Source organism: Leucobacter holotrichiae (assembly GCF_055791005.1).
Genome location: NZ_JBVUAC010000009.1, coordinates 16,679 through 37,556 on the forward strand (window position 1 = coordinate 16,679; position 20,878 = coordinate 37,556).

Annotated in this window: 18 protein-coding genes; 13 read left to right on the plus strand and 5 right to left on the minus strand. The window is 69.6% G+C overall.

The window, feature by feature from the left end; translation table 11 throughout:
* The first annotated feature begins 178 nt into the window (after positions 1-178).
* The 3 genes from AC0KXF_RS11810 (at position 179) to AC0KXF_RS11820 (ending at position 3,336) form a co-directional block, all read left to right on the plus strand.
* Positions 179-583, plus strand: a complete 405-nt coding sequence (locus AC0KXF_RS11810) for a PLDc N-terminal domain-containing protein (protein ID WP_473109378.1) — start codon at positions 179-181, stop codon at positions 581-583.
* Entirely contained in the window at positions 580-2,385 is a 1,806-nt protein-coding gene (gene menD, locus AC0KXF_RS11815) for a 2-succinyl-5-enolpyruvyl-6-hydroxy-3-cyclohexene-1-carboxylic-acid synthase (protein WP_473109379.1), read from the plus strand. Before AC0KXF_RS11810 ends, menD begins: the two co-directional genes overlap by 4 nt.
* Before the next feature lie 81 nt (positions 2,386-2,466).
* The gene (locus AC0KXF_RS11820) at positions 2,467-3,336 is read left to right on the plus strand and encodes a PPK2 family polyphosphate kinase (protein ID WP_473109380.1); all 870 of its coding nucleotides are present in this window, start codon (positions 2,467-2,469) and stop codon (positions 3,334-3,336) included.
* Between the two features lie 61 nt (positions 3,337-3,397).
* Here the strand turns inward: AC0KXF_RS11820 and AC0KXF_RS11825 are convergent, their stop codons facing one another.
* The gene (locus AC0KXF_RS11825; protein WP_473109381.1) at positions 3,398-4,699 is read right to left on the minus strand and encodes an isochorismate synthase; all 1,302 of its coding nucleotides are present in this window, start codon (positions 4,697-4,699) and stop codon (positions 3,398-3,400) included.
* 220 nt (positions 4,700-4,919) lie between these two features.
* Here AC0KXF_RS11825 and ubiE point away from each other — a divergent pair, with 220 nt between their 5' ends.
* The 3 genes from ubiE to AC0KXF_RS11840 are packed head-to-tail and all read left to right on the plus strand — an operon-like array spanning position 4,920 to position 8,208.
* Entirely contained in the window at positions 4,920-5,774 is an 855-nt protein-coding gene (ubiE, locus tag AC0KXF_RS11830) for a bifunctional demethylmenaquinone methyltransferase/2-methoxy-6-polyprenyl-1,4-benzoquinol methylase UbiE (RefSeq protein ID WP_473109382.1), read from the plus strand.
* Positions 5,775-5,815: 41 nt separating this feature from the next.
* Entirely contained in the window at positions 5,816-6,829 is a 1,014-nt protein-coding gene (locus tag AC0KXF_RS11835) for a polyprenyl synthetase family protein (RefSeq protein WP_473109475.1), read from the plus strand.
* 2 nt (positions 6,830-6,831) lie between these two features.
* Positions 6,832-8,208 carry an FAD-dependent oxidoreductase gene (locus AC0KXF_RS11840; protein ID WP_473109383.1) on the plus strand — a complete coding sequence of 459 codons (1,377 nt, stop codon included), beginning with the start codon at positions 6,832-6,834 and terminating at the stop codon, positions 8,206-8,208.
* Between the two features lie 15 nt (positions 8,209-8,223).
* On the opposite strand, the gene AC0KXF_RS11845 is transcribed toward AC0KXF_RS11840, so the two are convergent.
* Positions 8,224-8,976 carry a FadR/GntR family transcriptional regulator gene (locus AC0KXF_RS11845; RefSeq protein ID WP_223045030.1) on the minus strand — a complete coding sequence of 251 codons (753 nt, stop codon included), beginning with the start codon at positions 8,974-8,976 and terminating at the stop codon, positions 8,224-8,226.
* Positions 8,977-9,061: 85 nt separating this feature from the next.
* On the opposite strand from AC0KXF_RS11845, the gene AC0KXF_RS11850 reads away from it, so the two are divergent.
* Together AC0KXF_RS11850 and AC0KXF_RS11855 are read left to right on the plus strand one after the other, a co-directional pair.
* Positions 9,062-9,955 carry a carbon-nitrogen hydrolase family protein gene (locus AC0KXF_RS11850; protein ID WP_473109384.1) on the plus strand — a complete coding sequence of 298 codons (894 nt, stop codon included), beginning with the start codon at positions 9,062-9,064 and terminating at the stop codon, positions 9,953-9,955.
* 57 nt (positions 9,956-10,012) lie between these two features.
* A complete protein-coding gene (locus AC0KXF_RS11855; RefSeq protein WP_473109385.1) occupies positions 10,013-11,371 on the plus strand; it encodes an APC family permease in 1,359 nt (452 codons plus the stop codon).
* Between the two features lie 51 nt (positions 11,372-11,422).
* Here AC0KXF_RS11855 and AC0KXF_RS11860 read toward each other — a convergent pair whose 3' ends face one another.
* Positions 11,423-12,349, minus strand: a complete 927-nt coding sequence (locus AC0KXF_RS11860) for a LysR family transcriptional regulator (protein WP_473109386.1) — start codon at positions 12,347-12,349, stop codon at positions 11,423-11,425.
* Positions 12,350-12,433: 84 nt separating this feature from the next.
* Here AC0KXF_RS11860 and AC0KXF_RS11865 point away from each other — a divergent pair, with 84 nt between their 5' ends.
* On the plus strand, positions 12,434-13,477 hold the full coding sequence (locus AC0KXF_RS11865) for a YeiH family protein (protein WP_473109387.1): 1,044 nt from the start codon (positions 12,434-12,436) through the stop codon (positions 13,475-13,477).
* On the opposite strand, the gene AC0KXF_RS11870 is transcribed toward AC0KXF_RS11865, so the two are convergent.
* Positions 13,458-14,375 carry a LysR family transcriptional regulator gene (locus AC0KXF_RS11870; protein ID WP_223045025.1) on the minus strand — a complete coding sequence of 306 codons (918 nt, stop codon included), beginning with the start codon at positions 14,373-14,375 and terminating at the stop codon, positions 13,458-13,460. The genes AC0KXF_RS11865 and AC0KXF_RS11870 overlap by 20 nt on opposite strands.
* Before the next feature lie 153 nt (positions 14,376-14,528).
* On the opposite strand from AC0KXF_RS11870, the gene AC0KXF_RS11875 reads away from it, so the two are divergent.
* Genes AC0KXF_RS11875 through AC0KXF_RS11885 form a run of 3 tightly spaced genes read left to right on the plus strand, consistent with a single transcriptional unit; the run spans position 14,529 to position 17,784 of the window.
* Entirely contained in the window at positions 14,529-15,908 is a 1,380-nt protein-coding gene (locus AC0KXF_RS11875; protein ID WP_473109388.1) for an MFS transporter, read from the plus strand.
* Between the two features lie 38 nt (positions 15,909-15,946).
* The gene (locus tag AC0KXF_RS11880) at positions 15,947-17,167 is read left to right on the plus strand and encodes an FAD-dependent monooxygenase (protein ID WP_473109389.1); all 1,221 of its coding nucleotides are present in this window, start codon (positions 15,947-15,949) and stop codon (positions 17,165-17,167) included.
* Positions 17,164-17,784: an NADPH-dependent F420 reductase gene (locus AC0KXF_RS11885; RefSeq protein WP_473109390.1), complete on the plus strand. Its 621-nt coding sequence runs from the start codon at positions 17,164-17,166 to the stop codon at positions 17,782-17,784. The genes AC0KXF_RS11880 and AC0KXF_RS11885 overlap by 4 nt, the downstream gene beginning before the upstream one ends.
* On the opposite strand, the gene AC0KXF_RS11890 is transcribed toward AC0KXF_RS11885, so the two are convergent.
* Positions 17,754-19,406: a PucR family transcriptional regulator gene (locus tag AC0KXF_RS11890; RefSeq protein ID WP_473109391.1), complete on the minus strand. Its 1,653-nt coding sequence runs from the start codon at positions 19,404-19,406 to the stop codon at positions 17,754-17,756. The two genes, AC0KXF_RS11885 and AC0KXF_RS11890, sit on opposite strands and share 31 nt — an antisense overlap.
* Positions 19,407-19,490: 84 nt before the next feature.
* On the opposite strand from AC0KXF_RS11890, the gene lysA reads away from it, so the two are divergent.
* A complete protein-coding gene (gene lysA / locus AC0KXF_RS11895) occupies positions 19,491-20,819 on the plus strand; it encodes a diaminopimelate decarboxylase (RefSeq protein ID WP_473109392.1) in 1,329 nt (442 codons plus the stop codon).
* Positions 20,820-20,878: the final 59 nt, after the last annotated feature.

The window sequence follows — 20,878 nt, forward strand, 5'->3', positions numbered from 1 at the left end:
GCTGTCTGCCTCTCAAACGCGGAGTGCCGAACTGCTGCAACCCCGACGGGTGATGTAGCAGTTCGGCACTCCAGGTTTGAAAGGACTCGATCTTGCAAGGCCCTGATCCTGCGGACTTCGGAGCACCGGGCCGGGAGACGGCCGGGATTGGTCCAGTTGGAATCGGTACGATGGGTATATGGTGCGGTTCGTGATTATCGGGGTCGTCATCGCCGTCGCGTTCACGCTGTACGCGCTGGTCGATGCGGCGATGACCGACGGATCGCGCGCCCGCGGCGTTTCGAAGCCCGTATGGGTGGTGCTCGTGGTGCTGCTGCCCGTGATCGGCGGCGTGCTCTGGTTCCTGATCGGCAAGGGCGCCACGCCCGCGAAGCGCCCGGTCGCTCCCGACGACGATCCTCGGTTCTCGGGAACCCGCATGTCCAAGGACGATCTCGACCTGCACATGCGCGACCTCGAGCAGCGCCTGCGCGAACTCGACGACGAGAGGTTCCCGGGCGAGGATCAGCCGCGCTCCGACACCGATCCCGACTCCACGGGCGAGGAGCAGGCGGGCCCCGACGACGACCCGGCTCAGAAGTGAGCGCGGCACCCTCCTCGGTCTTCGCGGTCGAGCTGCTCGGCGAGCTGATCCGCCGCGGCGTGCGAGACGTCGTCGTGTGCCCGGGATCGCGTTCTCAGGCGCTCGCGCTCGCCGCTGCAGCAGCGGAGCAGGCCGAGGCGATCCGCTTGCACGTGCGTCTCGACGAGCGCTCCGCCGCGTTCTTCGCGCTCGGGGTTGCACGTGAAACCGGTCTGCCGGCCCCCGTGATCGTGACGAGCGGCACGGCGGTCGCGAACCTGCTCCCGGCCGCGCTCGAGGCTCATGAGTCGCGGGTTCCGCTGCTGCTCCTCACCGCAGACCGGCCGGATGAACTGCGCGGTATCCGCAGCAACCAGACCACCCGTCAAGCGGGACTCCTCGGGGCTGCCGCACGTCTCGCGCTCGATGTTGCCGCGCCCGAGTTCGGTGCGGACGGAGATCTCGCCCGGGATCCGGATCGGGATCCCGCCGCCCTCGCCCGCCGTGCGCTGAATGCGGCCCTCGGTGAGCCCGGCGCCGCTCCGGCGGGGCCGGTGCAGCTCAATCTCGCGTTCCGCGAGCCGCTGTCGGGCACCCGGGGGTTCGAGGCGATGATCGGCCGCGGGTTCGAGGCCGCGGCCGAGGAGGGGGCGAAAGCGCGGGCGGATCGCGCGGAGAGCCGACGCGATGCCGGCCGGGGCGGCGATCGCGGCCCGAGCAGCGACACCCACGTGCACCGCGGCGACGCCCTCGCCGTGGTCATCGCGGGCGAGGGCGCCGGTCTCGAGGCCGAGGCGTTCGCCCACGCGGCAGGTCTGCCGCTGCTCGCCGAGGTCGTGAGCGGAGTGCGTTTCGGGCGGGAGGCGATCTCGGGTTACGCGACGCTGCTCGACGCGCCGCGATCCGACGGTCCGCCGCTCGGCGAACTCGTCGAGCAGGCCATCGTGTTCGGGCACCCCACGCTCACCCGGCAGGTGCCGGCCCTGCTGCGCCGCGACGACGTCGAGGTGGTCGTGGTCGATCCTCACCCCCTCGCCGAGCACTACGATCCGGGCCGCGATGCTCGCGTCGTGAGGGCGGCCGTCGTGGCCGAGGATCACGAGCCTCGGGCGCTGCGGCGCTGGCTCGGGGCCTGGGTCGTCGCAGACCGAGAGCTGCTGCGCGAGCGCACCACGGTGCACGAACCCGACCTCGACGCCGCCCTCGCGACGGGCTACAAGGAGCGCAGCGCCTACGCGCGCGCCGAGGTCGCGGTGATGCGCGAGCCGGTCTCGCGCGATCTGCTCGTCGAGAGCGTCTGGCGCGCGACCTGGCCGCACGACCGCCTGGTGGTCGCGGCCTCGCGGCTGGTGCGGGTGCTCGACGGGCTCGCCGCGCCGCGCCGCGTCGACGTGCACGCGAATCGAGGGCTCGCCGGTATCGACGGAACGATCGCGACCGCACTCGGGATCGCCGCTGCGAGCCAGGGCGACGACGACCCGGCGCGCGCCGCGGGTACTACCCGGGTACTCATCGGCGACCTCGCTCTGCTCCACGACGCCGGCTCGCTGCTGCTGCCCGAGGGCGAGGAGCACCCGCGGATCCAGCTGTTCGTCGGCAACGACGGCGGCGGAACGATCTTCGACGGGCTCGAGGTCGCGGGGGCCTCCGATCCCGAGCACTTCGCCCGCGTGATGCGCACCCCGCAGCGCGTCGATCTCGAGTCGCTCGCCGGTGCTTACGGGTGGGAGTACCGGAGCGTGGTCAACCGCGGCGAGCTCGAGAGACTGCTCACGGAGCCCGTCGCGGGACCGACCCTCGTCGAGGTGCCGCTCGCGGGGTAGGGCCCGCAACGGCTACAGCGGGCATCGATCTTTCGGGGCGGACTACCCTACAGTTGGTGAGAGACCGACGGAGGGAACGGCATGCCCAGCGAATTCTGGATCGAGGATCCGTCCCGCCTGCTGCGGGTCGGCGCCGGCTTCGACCTGCGCGCGGTGGACCCCGACGCGAAACCGGGCACCGCGGCCCGCAAGGCCGAGGGCGCCGCCGAGCTGGCTCGCGCGGCGCAGGAGCTGCGCGGCCTGCAGGAGAAGCTCTTCGCGCAGAGCCGGCTCGGGGCTCCGGACCGCCTGCTCGTGGTGCTGCAGGCCATGGACGCCGCGGGCAAGGGCGGGATCGTCAACCACGTCTTCAGCCAGGTCGAACCGTACGGTCTCGCGCTCTCGGCGTTCAAGGCGCCGACCGAGGAGGAACGGACGCACGATTTCCTGTGGCGAGTCGAGCCTCGGGTGCCGACGCCGGGGATGATCGGCGTGTTCGACCGTTCGCACTACGAGGACGTGCTGATCCAGCGGGTGCGCGGTTTCGCCCCGCCCGAGGAGATCGAGCGTCGCTACGGGGCGATCGTGGACTTCGAGCGCCGATTGGCGGAGGACGGCGTGCGGGTCGTCAAGATCATGCTGCACATCTCACCCGAGGAGCAGGCCGAGCGCCTGCTCTCCCGCCTCGACGACCCCGAGAAGCACTGGAAGTACAACACGGGCGACGTCGATGAGCGCGAGCTCTGGGCCGAGTACATGGAGGCGTTCAGCATCGCGATCGAGCGAACCGCCGCCGAGCACGCACCCTGGTACGTGGTGCCCGCGAACGCCAAGTGGTACGCGCGGGCGGCCGTGCAGCGCATCGTGATCTCGGAGCTGCAGCGGATCGACCCGCAGTGGCCCGAGGCCGACTTCGATGTGGCGGTCGAGCGATCCCGCATCGAACGGACGTCCGATCTGAGCTGGCCCTGAGGCGCGGGCTCCGTCCGCCCCTTCGACAGGCACAGGGGGCGACCCCGCGGGCTCCCGTCCGCTATGCGGCGAACGCCTCGGTGATGGGGCGCAGCTTCGACACCGTCTCGCCGAGTTCGTGCTCCGGATCGGATCCGGCCACGATCCCGCCGCCGGCGCTCGCGATCACGGCCCGCGATCCCGACCCGTCCTCGGCGTCTTCGAGCTGCGCGCAGCGCAGCGCGATCACCCACTCGCCGTCGCCGGCCGCGTCGATCCAGCCGACGGCTCCCGAGTAGCGCCCCCGATCGAACGGTTCGAGTTCGGCGATGAATGCCACGGCGGCCGAGGTCGGCGTGCCCGCGACGGCGGCGGTCGGGTGCAGCGCGCCGACCAGCTCGATCGCGGAGCTGCGCTCGTCGAGTGCGGCACCGAGGTCGGTCGCGAGATGCCAGACGTTGGGCAGACGCAGCGGGAAGGGCTCCTCGCTGGTGCTCAGATCCCGCACGTGCGGCGAAAGCGCCGTGACCACGCTCTGCACCGCGAAGGCGTGCTCGTGCTGCTCCTTGGCGCTCGTCAGCAACTCTGCGCGGGCGCGGGCGTCGCGCTGCGGGTCCTCGGGGTGCCGGGCCCGAGTGCCGGCGAGCACGCGTGCCGACACCGCGCCGCCCGTCGAGCGGATCAGCGTCTCGGGGCTCGCGCCCACGAGGCCGTCGACCGCGAACGTCCAGCAGTCGAGGTAGTGCTCGGCGAGGCGCCGCAACGGCACCCGCAGATCGGCGTCCGCGTCGATCCGCCCCTCCACCTGCCGGGAGAGCACGATCTTCTCGGCGTCGCCCCGAGCGATGCGGCGACCCGCCTCGCGCACGCCGGAGATGTAGGCCTCGACTGATCCGCGTGTCGCACCCGTGCCGCCCTGGGCGGGATCATGCGGCTCGAATGCGGTGCCGAGCCATCGCCCCGGTTCGGCCGGGGCCGGCGCCGAAGGATCCGCAGGTGCCTCGTCGAGCGGTGAGATCTCGGTGACCCAGGAGATGCCGCGGTGGCGCGCGACGATGGTGCGCGGCACGATCAGTACGCTCTCGGCGGCACTGCGGTCGTCGAACGCGAACGTTCCGAGCGCCACGAGGCCCGTGCCCGGCATAAGCACGGGATCGTCGACCTCCGCCGCTTCGGCGATGCGGCGCCAGTGCTCGGCGGCGTCGCGGAAGCGGTGCGGGCCGCGGAAGCTCAGTCGGAGCACCTCGCCGACTCCCACCAGGCCGCGGTCGTCGCGGTGCCAGAGCATGGGATGTCGGGGATCCGCGAGCGCGAGCAGATCCAGCGGCTCCGCGAGGCTGCGCGTCACCGCGCGCAGCCGGGGCACCTCGGGCTCGTTCGTCACCCGCACCAATCTACCGGCTCGGCCTGTGCGCCGTCGCGACGCTCCCGTCTCCCTGGCCTGCACCCCGCCCCACCCGTCGTCGAGACCGACTGTTTCAGCGAGCACTGTTTCAGGGCCCCTGAAACGCTCGGTTTCGCTGGAACAGTCGGTCTCGGCGCGGGAACGCGGCGGCCCACGGGTGCCATGCGAGCTCTGAGGAACGAAGAGCTAGCATGGAGGGGTGACCCGACCCGACACCGAGACCAAGCGCGCCGCCGACGTTTCCACCATGTTCGACGAGGTGTCCCCTCGCTACGATCTGATCAACGACGTGCTGACCGTGGGCAACGATCGCCTGTGGCGCATCGCCACCACGCGAGCGGTCGCACCGCGCAAGGGCATGCGGATCCTCGACCTCGCGGCGGGCACCGGCACCTCGTCGGCCGCCCTCGCGGCGCACGGCGCCCACGTGACCGCCGCCGACTTCTCGGAGGGCATGCTGGCGGAGGGGCGCAAGCGGCACGCGGGCAACGAGCTGATCGACTTCGTCTGGGCCGATGCGACGCAGCTGCCCTTCGAAGACGACAGCTTCGACGCCGCCACCATCTCCTACGGGCTGCGCAACGTGAGCGATCCGCGCAAGGCGCTCGCCGAGATGCACCGCGTCGTGAAGCCCGGCGGCCGGGTCGTGATCGCGGAGTTCTCGACGCCGCCTTCGACGCTGATCCGCCGCCCCTATCAGCTGTACGGCCGTCACGTGCTGCCTCGCATCGCGGGGCTCATCAACCGCGAGGCGGCCGAGGCGTACCGCTACCTCAACGATTCGATCGAGGCGTGGCCGGATCAGGATGAGCTCTGCCGCTGGATGCGCGGGGCCGGGTTCGAGCGGGTCGCGTACCGCAACCTCACCTTCGGCATCGTCGCGCTGCATCGCGGCTTCGTCTCGAAGCCGGCGACCGCTGACGCGAAGCGGGGTTCGAAGCCGGCGGGCGCTGCTTCACAGACCCGGGGATCGAAACCGGGTACCTCGAAGACTGATACCTCGAAGACCGACACTCCGAAGACCGACACCTCGAAGGGCGGAGCCACCCAGTGAGCCGTTCCATTGCCGAAGACACGGCCACCCAGGCGTTGCCCATGCGCCTGTTCAGGGGGGCGCAGGATCGTCGTCACGCGAAGGAGCTGCAGGAGCAGCTCGAGCAGATCGAGGTCGAGCTGACGGAGCACCTGCGCTTCGCCTCGCCCGTGGCCGACGCCCCCGCTCGCTATCTGATGGAGGCGGGCGGCAAGCGGATCCGCCCTATGCTCACCCTGCTCACGAGCGAGCTCGGCAGCGGCCCGAACGATCAGGTGCGCCGCGCCGCGCAGGCGATCGAGATGACGCATCTCGCGTCGCTGTACCACGACGACGTGATGGACGACGCGAAGCTGCGCCGCGGTGTGCCTGCCACGCAGACGGTGTGGTCGAACTCGGTGGCGATCCTCGCCGGCGACCTGCTCTTCGCGCGCGCGTCCTCGCTCGTGTCGGGGATGGGCGAGGAGGCGATCCTGCTGCAGGCCCGCACCTTCGAGCGCCTCTGCCTGGGCCAGCTGCACGAGACGGTGGGCCCGCAGGAGGGCGATGAGCCGATCGCCCACTACATCCAGGTGCTCGCCGACAAGACCGGCGCGCTCATCGCGACCGCGGCCCGTATGGGGGTGATGTTCGGCGGGGCTCCCTCCGAGTACGCCGATCCGGTGATGGAGTACGGCGAGCGCATCGGTGTGGCCTTCCAGCTCATCGACGACGTGATCGACCTGTCGCCCAAGAAGGAGCAGACGGGCAAGCGCGCGGGCACGGACCTGCGGGCCGGCGTGGCGACGCTGCCGCTGCTGCTGCTGCAGCAGAGCGCCGCCGCGGGCAATCCCGCCGATGCCGAGCTGCTCGGGCGGATCGACGCCGGAGTCGCGGCGATCCGCGAGGGGGCGGATCCCGGCGTGCTCGATCCCGAGGTCGAGCAGCTCCGCGCGCACGAGGCGACGCGCGAGACCGAGGCCACCGCGCACCGCTGGGCCGAGGAAGCGAAGTCGGTGCTCGGCGTGCTGCCGAAGTCGTCGGTGCGGCGCGCACTCGAGCGCATGGCGGATTCGATCGTGAACAGGGAAGGCTGAGAATGAGCAAGATGCGACTGGCGATCGTGGGGGCGGGCCCGGCCGGGATCTACGCGGCCGATCTGCTGCTGAAGGCGGAGCGCGACTTCGAGGTGGAGATCGACCTCTTCGAGCAGCTGCCCGCGCCCTACGGTCTGGTGCGTTACGGCGTCTCGCCCGACCACCCGCGCATCAAGGGCATCATCACGGCTCTCCGAGAGGTGCTCGACAGCGGCGACATCCGCTACTTCGGCAACGTGCGGTACGGGCAGGACATCACCCTGGAGGATCTCAAGCGGCACTACAACGCGGTGATCTTCGCGACGGGGGCGATCCGCGACGCCTCGCTGAACATCCCCGGGATCGACGCCGAGGGTTCCTACGGCGCCGCCGACTTCGTGAGCTGGTTCGACGGGCACCCCGATGTGCCGCGCACCTGGCCGCTCGAGGCGCAGTCGGTCGGTGTGGTCGGCAACGGCAACGTGGCGCTCGACATCTCGCGCATGCTGATCAAGCACGCCGACGATCTGCTGTCGACCGAGATCCCCGACAACGTCTACCAGGGGCTCAAGCAGAACCCCATCGAGGAGCTGCATCTCTTCGGCCGTCGCGGCCCGAAGTACGTGAAGTTCACCCCGCTCGAGCTGCGCGAGCTCGGCGAGGTACGGGACGTCGACATGGTGATCGACGAGCGCGACTTCGACGTCGACGACGCCTACGCCGACGAGACTCTGTCGAAGAACAAGCAGGTCGTGGTGATGACCCGCATCATGGACAAGTGGCGCGCTGAGCAGCGGCAGCGCGAGGCCGGGGAGACCGAGGCCTCGTCGCGCCGCCTGCACCTGCATTTCTGGTCGAAGCCCGTCGAGGTGGTCGTCGAGGACGGTCGCGTGGCGGGGCTCAAGATCGAGCGCACCGCGCCCGACGGGCAGGGTGGGATCGTCGACACGGGCGAGTTCGAGGTGATCCCCATGCAGTCGCTCTACCGGGCCGTCGGTTACTTCGGATCGCCGCTCGACGAGATCCCCTTCGACGACGCCCGCGGCGTGATCCCGAACTCGCAGGGGCGGGTGCAGGATCTCGAGGGCGAGCAGATCCCGGGCGTCTACGCGACGGGCTGGATCAAGCGCGGCCCCGTGGGGCTCATCGGTCACACCAAGAGCGATGCGATGGAGACGCTCGAGTGCCTCATGGAGGACCGTGAGAGCTGGTGGCAGCCGGAGGCCCCCGAGATCGAGGCGATCCCCGAGCTGCTGCACGCGCGCGAGGTGCCCTACACCACGATCGAGGGCTGGCACCGGCTCGACGAGCACGAGCTGGGGCTCGGCGAGCAAGTGGGCCGCACTCGCATCAAGGTCGTGCCTCGCGACGAGATGACCCGCATCGCCCGCGCGGAGTAGGGCGCGTCCGGGGGCTCAGCGCTGCTGGAGCCCGACGAACATCTCCCGCCGCAGCGAGCCGACGTGCGCCCGGGTCACCGCCACCGCGGCCACCGGATCGCGGTCCCGGAACGCGGCGACGAGCGCGCGGTGCTCATCGCGGCCGGTTTCGAGCTGCTCCTGAGGGTAGGGGACGAAGTATCGGAGAAGCGCCTCATACACGGCGAGGTAGGCCGGCACCTCCTGGATTCCGCTCATCTCCGCGACGAGATGGTGGAATCGGACGTCGGGCACGTGGTGCTCCATCCAGTCGGCGGCCCGCTGCGACTGGTCGATCAGGGCCTCGAGCTCATCGCACTGCTCGTCTGCGGCGCGCAGTGCGGCCTCGTGCGCGATGGCGCTCTCCATGAGGCTCCGCTGGTCGATGAGACTCCGGATCGCTTGCTCGTCGGCCCGATACGCCGAGACGGACGAGTCCTGCAGGCGCGGGGGGGCATCCGAGACGAAGGTGCCGCCACCGCGCCCTGGGCGACGCACGAGTACGCCGTCCGTGACGAGGCTTTCGAGCGCGCGCCTCGCCGTGATCGAGCTGACTTCGAGACCTGCGGCGATCAGCTCCGTGCGGGGAAGCCGGCTTCCCGGAGCGAGCAGCGCGTGCTCGATCGAGAGCAGAATCCGCGCGCGGACGGTCTCCACCGCCGACAAACGCGTGACGGCGGCCGCGCCGGGCGCCGTGAAGAGCGCGAGGTCGACGGCATCGTCGTTGGAAGCGGAAGGGGCAACGGGCATGGCTTGAGTCTACCGAGCCGGCCACATATACTGATCAAACTGATCAAGTTCAAGTTGATCAATTCACATATCAGGGAGGCCGGCGATGGATCGCGGAGTGCTTGTGATCGGGCTCGCTCAGCGGGCACCGCTCCCCGTCGGTCGGAGCCTCGATGCTTTCCGTGACGATGTCGCGCGCACGCTCGGGGCCCATCCGGAGATCGAGATGCTCGTCTACCCGGAGATGCACCTGCACGACGCGGGGCACCTCCCAGGGGCCGAGCGCGCCGAGGTGCTCGAGGCCGCCGCAGTAGCCCTCGATGACCCGTTCGTCACGGAACTCGGGTCCGTCGCCGCCGAGCATGGCATCTGGCTCGTCCCGGGCAGCATCGGCGAGCGCGCGGGGGACGGATACTTCAACACCGAGCTGCTCTTCGACCCAGAGGGGGCGCTTCGGGCTCACTATCGCAAGATGTTCCCCTGGCGTCCTTTCGAGCCCCACCGGCCCGGTACGGACTTCGTGGTGGCCGAGCTCGACGGCGGCGGCTGCCACGGGTCGATCGGGCTCTCCAACTGCTATGACGCCTGGTTCCCAGAGCACAGCAGACAGCTCGCCTGGCTCGGGGCCGACGCCATCGTCAACGTCGTGAAGACGACGAGCCAGGACCGCGAGCAGGAGCTGGTGCTCGCCAGGGCGAACGCCATCGTCAACCAGGTGTACGTGTTTAGCGTGAACTGTGCGGAGCCCGTGGGCCGAGGCCGCAGCATCGCGGTGGATCCTGAGGGCTGGGTCATCGGCGAGGCCGGCCTGGGGGAGGACACCCTCGTCGTCCGCTTCGACCCCGACCGTGTGATCGGCGTGCGTCGCGACGGCACGAGCGGCACGAACCGACCGTGGGCGCAGTTCCTGCCCGGCGACGATCCCGTCCCGCTGCCGATGTACGAAGGACGGATCGATCCCGCGCGCTGGGCGCCCGGATCCGGGCCCGCATCGCATTGACCTCTCCCGGCCGTCCAGGCCAGGGAGCCACCCCCCGATTGGAACAACGGAGTACCCATGTCGACATCCGCCGCTGCACCGCCGAGCCTCAGCCGCACCCTGCGATTGCCCTCGCTCGTCATTTTCGGACTGGCCTACCTCACCCCACTCATCGTGCTGGGCATCTTCGGCGTCATCGCCTCGGAGACCGGAGGCGCGAGCGCGAGCGCCTACCTGCTCGCACTCGTCGCCATGCTCTTCACCGCGAACAGCTACGGCCGGATGGCCGCGGCATTCCCCGTGGCGGGCTCGGCGTACACCTACGTCCGACGCACGATTGACGGCCGCGTCGGATTCCTCGTCGGCTGGGCGACCATGCTCGACTACCTGTTCCTGCCGATGGTGATCTGGCTGATCGGCGGCTCCTACCTCCAGGCGCAGTTCCCGGCCGTGCCGATGCCGGTCTGGATCATCGCCTTCATCATGATCACGACGGTGCTCAACGTGATCGGTATCAAGGTGGCCGACCGGGTGAACCTCGTGCTCATGAGCTTCCAGATCCTCGTCATCGTCTTCTTCGTGGTGCTCGCGTTCGCGGATGTCGCGCGCACCGACGGCGCGGCGGGGCTCGTGAGTGCTACGCCGTTCACGGGCATCGACGCCGGCGCGGCCGGAATCGCGGGCGGCGCGGCGATCGCAGCCTACTCCTTCCTGGGCTTCGACGCCGTGACCACGCTGACGGAGGAGGCGATCGAGCCCCGGCGCACTGTGCCGAAGGCGATCATGCTCATCGCGCTCATCGGAGGCGGTATCTTCGTGGTCGTCTCGTACGCCGTGCAATTGGTCCACCCGGGGGGCGTGTTCGAGAACGCCGACGCCGCCGCGTTCGAGATCGCGAACCGCATCGGCGGCGCCTTCTTCGGAGCGGTGTTCCTCGCGGCTCTCGTGATCGCGCAGTTCACCTCCGGCATCGCCGCGCAGGCTGCGGGGAGCCGCCTGCTCTACGCCATGGGCCGCGACGGCGTGATCCCTCGCTCGTTCTTCGGTCGGTTGCACCCGCGCTTCCGCACCCCCGTGCTCAGCATCCTCGCCATCGCCGCGGTCGGGCTCATCGCCATCTTCATGGACGTCGCCACCTCTACCTCGTTCATCAACTTCGGGGCGTTCCTCGCCTTCATCATGGTGAACCTCTCGGTCATCGCCTATTGGATGCGGGAGCGGCGCGAGGGCCGCGCGCACAGCGCGCTGCTCTACGTCGTGTGCCCCGCGATCGGCATGATCGTGATCGCATATCTGCTGACGCAGCTCGACGTGCACGCGATCATGCTCGGCTCGGCCTGGCTGGGGGTCGGGATCGTGATCCTCGCGATCGCGACCCGAGGGTTCCGTCGGCAGCCGCCCGAGCTCGCGGTCGACGCCGCGGATGCCTCCGAATAGCGGCCGGGCGGCATGGTTGAGGGCTCGGCCGTGCCGGTCGACGACGACTGTTCACACGTCGGAGCCGTCGTACGCAGCCGCGATCGCGACGAGCTCGCGCCTGACGCCTGAGAGGTCGCGGCGGGATCCACGCCAGATCGCGGTGAACGGTCGCCGGATCGGCCCCGGCGCGATAGGAATGGCGCGGATGCGCCCCAGCCTGACATCGTCGTGCACGGTGAGCTCGCTGAGCACGGCGGGCGCGACCCCTCGGGCGACGGCCGAGCGCACCGCCGCCTCCGTCGCGAGCGTGACGAGCGGGGGATTCGGTTCGCGGCCGAGTGCGCGCACGACCGCCTCCTCGAACGCCGCGCGGGTGCCGCTGCCGGATTCGCGCGCGACGAGCGCGATCGTCGCGAGGTCGGAGAGAGGGATCGAGGCGCGCTCCGCCCACGGGTGCTCGGGGGCGACCGCGGCGACCATACGATCGTGCCGCACGGCGACCGCCCCGAGGTCCGCGGGCGCTTCAGGTGACTCGATGAAGCCGAGGTCGGCCTCGCCGCCGCGCACGAGCGCGACGACATCGCTGCTGTTCGCCGTGCGCAGCGCGGTTTCCGCGGGGGTCCGACCCGCAATGCTCTGCGCGTTCCTCAGCTCGACGAGCCACCCGGGGAGCAGGTGCGCGGCGATCGTCTGACTCGCCGCGACCCGCAGCGTGCGGCCCGGTGCGCCGCGGAGCCCCGCGAGGCCCTCGTCGAGCCGATCGGCGGCCGCCAGCACGTCCCGCGCCCAAGCGAGCACGGCGTCCCCGTCGGCGGTCGGCACGACACCGGCGGGGGAGCGTCGCACGAGCTCGACACCCGCGAGCCGCTCGAGCCCCCGGATCCTCGAGGAGACCGCCTGCTGGGATATGCCGAGCTCACGGGCGGCCGCCGAGAAGCTGCCGAGCCGCACGGCGCTGTCGAGGAGGCGGAGCTCGGCGAGTGTGGGGCTGGGCATGATACCTCAGGGTACAACCTCAGATTGTGGCCGGCAAGCGGCTGTCGGCTACCCGCAGGCACCCGGTGCGGGCAGGCTGGAGGCATGCAGCTCACTCCCGTCTCGACACTCCCGGTCCGGCTCGTAGCGCGTGGGCGCGAGGTGCTCCCGGGCGCGCTCGTCTGCGCCGCGATCGCGGTCGTCGCGACCGTCATCGGGCAGGCCGTTCCTCTCCTCGGCTCGGCCATTCCCGCTGTCGTGATCGGCGTCGCGGTCGCGTGCGTGCGCCGGCCATCGGCTCGTTTCGCGCCGGGAGTCGGCTACGCGGGCAAGTTCGTGCTGCAGTGCGCGGTCGTGCTGCTGGGCGCGCAGCTCTCGCTCGCGAGCATCGTCAGGGTCGGCGCCGAATCGCTGCCGGTGATGCTGAGCTCGCTCGTCGTGTGCCTCGCCGCGGCGTGGGGAATCGGCCGAGCCATGCGGGTCGACCGGGACCTGCGGATCCTCATCGGCGTCGGCACCGGGATCTGCGGTGCCTCGGCCATCGCGGCCGTGTCGCCCGTGATCCGGGCGCGCAGCTCCGACATCTCCTATGCGATCTCGACGGTCTTCCTCTTCAACGTCATCGCCGTCGGAGCCTTTCCCGCGATCGGCCGGGCCTTCGGCATGACGCCGCACGCATTCGGGCTCTTCGCGGGCACGGCGGTCAACGACACGAGCTCCGTGGTGGCGGCCGCGAGCGTGTTCAGCGCCTCGGCGCTCGGCTTCGCCGTGGTCGTGAAGCTCGTGCGCACCCTGATGATCATCCCGATCAGCGTAGGGCTCGCGGTCGTGGAGGGGCGCCGCGGCGATGAGGGAGGCCGGCGGATGACGCCGGGCCGTGCCTTGCGGCTCGTGCCCTGGTTCCTCGTCGGCTTCCTGGCCGTCGCCGCCGTCTCCTCGACGGGCGTCGTCCCGCCGTCCGTCGTCGACGCCCTGACGACGGTCAGTGTGTTCCTCGTCGCGACGGCGCTCGCGGGCATCGGCCTGTCGACGGATCTGCGCGCGATCCGGACCGCCGGCATCAGGCCGCTCCTGCTCGGCGCCGCGCTCTCCCTGCTCGTCACGGCGACGACGCTCGTCGCGATGACGTTCACCGGCTCTCTGGGGTGAGGGCCCCGAGTCGCTCCTCGGCGAAGTCGAGCAGGGACGATGCGCGCGGCGTGAGGTTCATGTCCTCGGGCCAGATGCCCACCACGTGGGTGACGGTGACGGGCGGGTCGAGCGGTCGCACGACCACCGGTCGGCCCTCCGGGCTCATCGGAAGCGTGTTGGGTCGCCACATGAGCAGCCCGTACCCGACTCCGCGGCCGACGAGCGCCTCGACGAGGCCCATCTCCGTGACCCGGGCCTCGATCGTGGGCTCGAGCCCGCGGGCGGCGAAGGCATCCGTGACGTTGACGGTGCCCGGGGTCGCATCGAACTGGATGTATGGTTCGGCGGCGAGATCCGGGAGATCCACGGTGTCGGCGGATGCGAGCGGATGTTCCGGATGCAGGTGGACCTCGAGCTCGGTCGGGTAGATTCGGCGGCGCCGGTATCCGACCGGCAGGGACACGTCGTAGACGAGCGCCACGTCCAGGCGGCCCGCCTCGAGGGCGGAGAGCAGTTCTTCATTGGTGCCGACCATGACGTCGACGTGCACCCCGGGGTGCCGCTTGGGGAAACCCTCGAGGAGCTCCGGCACCACGTTCGTGGCGAAGGTGTAGTAGCAGCCGAGCTTCACCGGCCCCCGTAACTCCTGACCGCGCCCCGCGCCCAGCACCAGTTCCTGCGTGTCGGCGACGATCCGGCGAGCCTGCTGGGCGAACTGCTGACCCGTCGGGGTGAGGGTGAGGCCGCGCGCCTTGCGGCGCACGCACAGCTGCTCTCCCACCGCTCGCTCGAGGCTCGTGATGGCCTGCGACAGCGCGGACTCCGAGATGTGCAGATGCGATGCCGCAGCGCTGAGGGTGGGGAAGTTGGGGAGGGCAGCGAACAGCTCCAGCTGCCGCAGGCTCACGTCGACCATATGCCTCTCACCGTCGTGATGAATTCTTCAGTCAAACCAAATTTGTTCCTCATATTACCGTGATTTACACGCAGTGCGAGGCGCTTCAGGATAGGAGGAGCAGCTTTCCCGTCCTTCTGAGCGAAGGCGACAATGACGTTTAGGGACAACACGATGACCTCCTCTCTTACCGCCGCGAGGCCGGCCTCGCAACGCCGGATCGCCCTCGCGACGATCATCGGCACCACTATCGAGTGGTACGACTTCTTCATCTACGCGACGAGCGCGGGCCTGGTGTTCGCGCAGCTCTTCTTCCAGCCGGCCGGGGCGGAGATCGGGCTGCTGCTCTCCTTCGCCACCGTGGGCATCTCATTCCTCTTCCGTCCCCTCGGCGCATTCCTCGCGGGGCATTTCGGCGACATCGTCGGACGGCGCGCGATGCTCGTCATCACGCTCGTGCTCATGGGCGCCGCGACGACGCTCATCGGCCTGCTGCCGACCTACGCTCAGATCGGCGTTACGGCACCGATCCTGCTGCTCATCCTGCGCATCCTGCAGGGCCTCTCCGCCGGCGGGGAATGGGGCGGCGCGGTGCTCATGGCCGTCGAGCACGCGCCCGCGAATCGCCGCGGCCGGGCCGGGTCGTGGCCGCAACTCGGGGTTCCGCTCGGCTTCCTCCTCGCGTCGGGCATGACAGCTCTCATGACGGGCCTCGTCTCCCCGGGCGAAGCGTACCTCCAGTGGGGGTGGCGAGTGCCGTTCCTCGTGAGCATCGTGCTCATCGTCGTCGGTTTCGTCATTCGCCGCTCGGTCGATGAGAGCCCCGTCTTCGCCGAGATCGCGGAGCGCGGCAAGCAGACTCGGGTTCCGATCCTGACGCTGTTCAAGCACCACTGGCACCTCGTGATCCTCGCTGCGCTGGTGTTCGCGGGCAACGGCACCCTCGGCTACATGACGACGGGCGGGTTTCTCAACAACTACGCGATCAACGCGCAGAGCCTCGACACCACCTCCGTGCTCGTCGCGGCAGCGGTCGCGGCCGCCGTGTGGTTCTTCTCGACGCTCATCGCCGGACGCCTCTCCGATGCGATCGGCCGGCGGGCCACGTTCCTCATCGGCTTCGCGCTGCAGGCCCTTGTCGTCTTCCCGGTCTTCTGGCTCGTCGACCACGGGGGTTTGCCCGGCCTCTACGCCGCGCTGATCCTCATCTCGACCAGTCTCGGTCTCACGTACGGTCCGCTGGCCTCCTGGTACTCCGAGATATTCCCCGCCTCCATCCGCTTCTCGGGCGTCTCGATCACCTACGCGATCGGGGCGATCCTGGGCGGTGCGTTCGCACCGATGATTGCGCAGATGCTGCTCGACGCCACCGGCACGACCGCCGCGGTCTCGGGGTATCTCCTCGCGGCCTCCCTTCTCGGCGGCGCGGCGACGCTGTGCCTGCGGGATCGCTCGGGGATTCCACTGGGTCCCGATCACGAGGCCGAGCAGGCGAGCGGAGCCACCGTGTTCGCGTCGCGCACCCCGGTCCCCGAGTTCGCAGGAGCCCGATAGGGATCGTGCGTGCTGCGCAGTCCAGACAAGGAGAAGCAATGGTAAGTCAGGCCACCAGAATCGCGATGATCGGCGGGGGGATGGGCGGGCTCACCGCCGCGATCGCTCTGACGAGGATCGCCAGCGTCCAGGTCACCGTCTTCGAGCAAGCCAGCAGGCTCGGTGAGGTCGGGGCCGGCGTCACGGTCGCCCCGAACGCGGCGCGCGTGCTTGACAGGCTCGGCGTGCTCGAGAAGATCAGGCGGGTGGGAGCGGTCCCGGACGGGCACGGCGTCTATCTGGACGCGATGGGCAACCTCGTCACGGATGCGGCCTGGGAGGATTCGGGTCGGCAGTACCGGAACATCGGCATGTACCGGCCGGACCTCATCGATGCCCTCGCCGGCGAGGTCGACCCCGACACGGTCCGCCTCGGCCACCGGCTGACGTCGGTGGAGACGCTGGACTCGGGCGTTCGCGTCGAGTTCGACAACGGTGTGCAGGAGGTCTTCGACGCGGTAGTCGGAGCAGACGGCATCCACTCGGTGGTGCGGAAGGCCGTGGGACAGCATCCGGAGCCCGTCTACTCGGGATACCTCGTCTACCGCGGCGTGGTCGACGCGTCCCGCCTGCCCGACGACTGGCCCATGATCAGCCAGGTCTGGATGGGGAACAGCCGGCACTTCATGTGCTACCCCCTGCAGCAGCGCAAGCTGTTCAACTTCGTCGCCGGCATTCCGAGCGACAGGCCGCTCCACGGACCCTGGTCGGGGCCCGCGGAAGTGAGCGAACTCGCCGCCGAATTCGCGGGTGATGGCTGGGATCCGAGGCTCCAGCGCTTCATCGGAGCGATCGAGAAGACCTTCTGGTGGGGTCTCTTCGATCACGAACCCCTCACCAACTGGTCGCGCGGACCCATCACCCTGCTCGGTGACGCGGCGCACACCATGCTGCCGCACCAGGGCCAGGGCGTGAACCAGGCGATCGAGGACAGCATGGCCCTTGCCACCTTCCTCGCGGCCGCCGAAACCACCGCTGATATCCCGGAGGCGTTCCGGCGCTACACCGCGGTGCGTATGCAGCGCACGGCGATTCTGCAGAACGGCTCCCGCAGGGCCGGGGCCATGTTCGACGCGCAGTACGAGTTCGCGAACCTCGAGAAGCGCGACGCCGACATCCGCGTCGGCCGAGATTTCCGCCGGAGCGCGGTGTTCGACTACGACGCCCAGAAGGTCGCAGAGCAGGCACTCAACCGATTCAGGAGGACTCCGGTCGCATGACATCGATCAGCATCATCGGCAGCGGCAAGATGGGCGCGGCGATCGCCGAAGTCGCCGCACGAGCCGGTTCGAACATCCAGATCATCAAGCGCAGCGCCGCGAGTCCGTCGGCCGCGCGCCCCGGGTTCGAGTACGGGGTCATGGGCGACGACCTGACCGGCGATCTCGTCGTGCTCGCCGTCCCCTATTCGGCGTATCCGAGCATCCTCGAGCTTTACCGGGATCAGATCGGTGAGAGGGTCGTCATCGACATCAGCAACCCGATCGACTTCTCCACGTACGACGCGCTGAAGTCGCCGCCCGACTCCTCGACCGCCGCCGAGCTCGCTCGTCAACTCCCCGAGGGCGCGGCTGTCGTGAAGGCGTTCAACGTCAACCTCGGCGACACGCTCGTCTCCGGTACGAACGGCACCACGACCACCACCGTTCTGTTCGCCGGCGACTACGCCGACGCGAAGGAGGCCGTCAGGGAGCTCATCGAGGCGGCGGGAATGCGGGCGGTCGACGCCGGCCCGCTGACGCGCGCACGCGAACTCGAAGCGATGGGCTTTCTGCAGATCATCATGGCCGCGCTCGGCAAGACGCGTTACGAATCGGGATTCACCCTGCTGCCGTGAGTGCTGCGCAACTGCAGCCACGCGACGAGCAGCTCGTCGGAATCCTCGAGGGCGACGCCGTAGTGCTCGCGCGCGCGGCCGAGCCGGTAGCGCACGGTGTTCTCGTGGATCCCGAGCTCTCGCGCCGTGCGCGCGACGTTGCCGAAGCAGCCGCACCAGACCGCGAGCGTCTCGGTCACTGACGGATCCTCGGTGCGCATGCGCTCGAGCTCGGGCGAGCACAGCTCGGGCGCCTCCTGGAGGAGCGCGGATACGCGCTCGAAGACGAGTTCGGGGCGCAGCGCCTCGACCGTGAGAATTCGGCCGACGGCTCCCTTCGGCGGGCTCGGGCGTGCAGGCGAATCGGCTCTCGCGTCGGAGCGCGCGGGATCGACGGCGAAGAGGCGATCCGCGAGTGTCCGCAGTGGCGCGACCTCGGCCGGGCGATGAGCGATCCCCGGGAGCGCGACGCGCACGCCGTCGCCGAGCAGGCGACCGATGACCGGCAGCATGGGTTCGACGACTTCGTGCACCCGGCGCGAGAGCTCGAGCTCGAAGAGCGCGTACACGCGTCCGCCGCGAACCGCAGTGACGACCTCGGGACGCTGCAGCGCGAAATGGCGCTGCACGAGCGAACGCAGCTGAGCGGGCACGGAGACGTGCTCCTCCCGCTGCGGAGAGAAGACCACCAGCACGGCCCCGCGCTCCTCGGACACCCCGAGCTCGGCGAACTCCGACCCCACGACGTCGTTTCCGTCGAGCATGGTGCGGAGACGGTCCTCGCGCGGTTGCTGGGTGGCGCGCCGCACGCGGAGGTCATCGAGCATATGCGAAGCGGCGAGGGCCGAGGCGCCGCGCATGCGCTCCTCCTGCTGCGGTGTGAGTTCGCCTTCTCCGGAAGCGTCGATCGCCCAGATCGTGCCGAGCGGGAGGGTGCCTGCGCGAATGGCGAAGGTCACGCGCGGCTCCTCGTCGTCGAGGCGCGGGTACTTCAGCGGTCGCTCCGATCGGAGCACGGTGCGGTACTGGTCGTCGTTGAACGGCGAGTCCGGTACCCGGCGGGTGAGGATGCCCTGGGTGCGCAACCGGTCGATGAGCTGACCGGGCACGGATGAGTAGGCGACGATCCGACGCCCGAGATCCTCGATCGCGACAGAACCGCCGAAGAACTCCGCGAGTTCGTTCGCGAGTGAGAAGAGCGGTTCCGCCCCGCGATCGCGATGCGTGTCCTCGCTGAAACGATGCTCTCCGAGGAGTTGCGCGAGAAGCGCATCGAATATGCGCCAGCTCACGCGTTCGTTCAGTCTGACGAATGGGATGCCGATCGCGAGCGAGAGCGCGGTGAGGCGCTCGACATCGCGGTCGTGGCACTTCACTGCGATCGCGGCATAGCCGAGGCGCGCCGCCTCTCGAGCGAGAAGCTCGAGTGCCGCTCCGATCTCGTGGGCTGCAGAGGGAGCCAGCAGCAGCGTATCCGGTTCGTCGGGAAGCTCCTCGAGCGCATCGTGGAACTCCGTGTCCCGTACTGCTCGGCCTTCCGGCGGCGCGCCGAGCAGAGTCGCGGAGTGAGGTCCCAGTTCGGCGATGAGCTCGGTGAGTGTGACGGATACCTCAGGAGTGATTGTAGAAAATGCTCTTCTCATTCGTTAAAAATATAGGAAAAACACAAAACGGAGAAGAGTTCCCGCCCATATGGTGGTCACGCAACGATGTGTACGGAGGAACTCTTGGCAAACGATCAGACTCTCGCCCAGCCGGCAACCGAGGGGACCCGCCTCGGCGAACTGTGGAGCATCCTGCCCGAGGAGTCGTCTCGCATCGACGGACCCGCCGGCGGCGAACTGGCCATCGGAGGAGTGGGCGTCACCGAACTCGCCGAGCGGTACGGCACCCCGCTGCACATCATGGACGAGGCCGGCCTGCGCAGGCAGATCCGCCGGTTCGTCGACGGAATGCGGGATCGCTGGCCGGAATCGGAGGTGCTGTTCGCATCGAAGTCGCTGCCGGTGCCCGGCATGTACCGCATCGCGCATGAGGAGGGTCTGTCGGTCGACGTGGCGGGCGGAGGAGAGCTGCAGCTGGCGCTCGCCGCCGGGGTGCGCCCCGAAAAGCTGCACTTCCACGGCAACGCCAAGACCGACGCCGAGCTGCGGATGGCGCTCGACGCCGGCGTCGGCGCGATCATCGTCGACAACGAAGACGAGATCGACCGCCTCGAGCGTCTGCTCGAGCGGCCTCAGAAGCTGCTGCTGCGCGTGATCCCCGGTGTGGACGCCGAGACGCACGCCTCGCAGGCGACCGGCGGTGCGAAGTCGAAGTTCGGGCTGCCGGTCGAGCAGGCGGTGCGCGCGATCGAGCGCATGCGTGCGCACCCGCTCATGGAGTTCGAGGGCGTGCACCTGCACATCGGATCCCAGATCCTCAACACGCATCAGTTCGCCGAGGCGGTGGCCAAGATCTCGACGGTCGGGGAATTCGGCACCTACGACGTCGGCGGCGGCCTCGGGGTCAAGTACACCTACGACGAGACGCCTCCGACCGTGGACGAGTACCTCGACGCGATCGTCGCCGCCGCGCGCGAGCACCTGCCCGCAGGAGCCCGCATCATGATCGAACCCGGGCGCTCGATCGTGGCCCGCGCCGGAGTCACGCTCTACCGCGTGGTGACGGTGAAGCGCACGGGCGACGTGTTCGTCGCCGTCGACGGCGGCCTCGCCGACAACCTCGACATCGCGCTCACGGATCAGCGTTACGAAGCGCTGCTGGCCGATCGCATCGACGAGCCCTGGACCGAGACGGTGCAACTCGTGGGCCGCCAGTGCGAGTCGGGCGACCTGTTCATCGACGGCGCTCCCATGCCGCCGGCGAAGCCCGGCGATCTCGTGGTGATGCCCGGCACCGGCGCCTACAACTACACGCTCGCGAACAACTACAACGGTGCGCTCAAGCCCGCCATCGTGTTCGTTCGCGACGGAGAGGCGCGGCTCGTCACGCGGCGGGAGACCTACGAGGATCTGCTCCGGCTGCACGCCCCGCTGCTCGACGAACTGAACTAGTCCACGGCGGGCGGCGAGGCCCCTTGCCGCCCACCCCGACCCCCACGCAATCCTCCAAC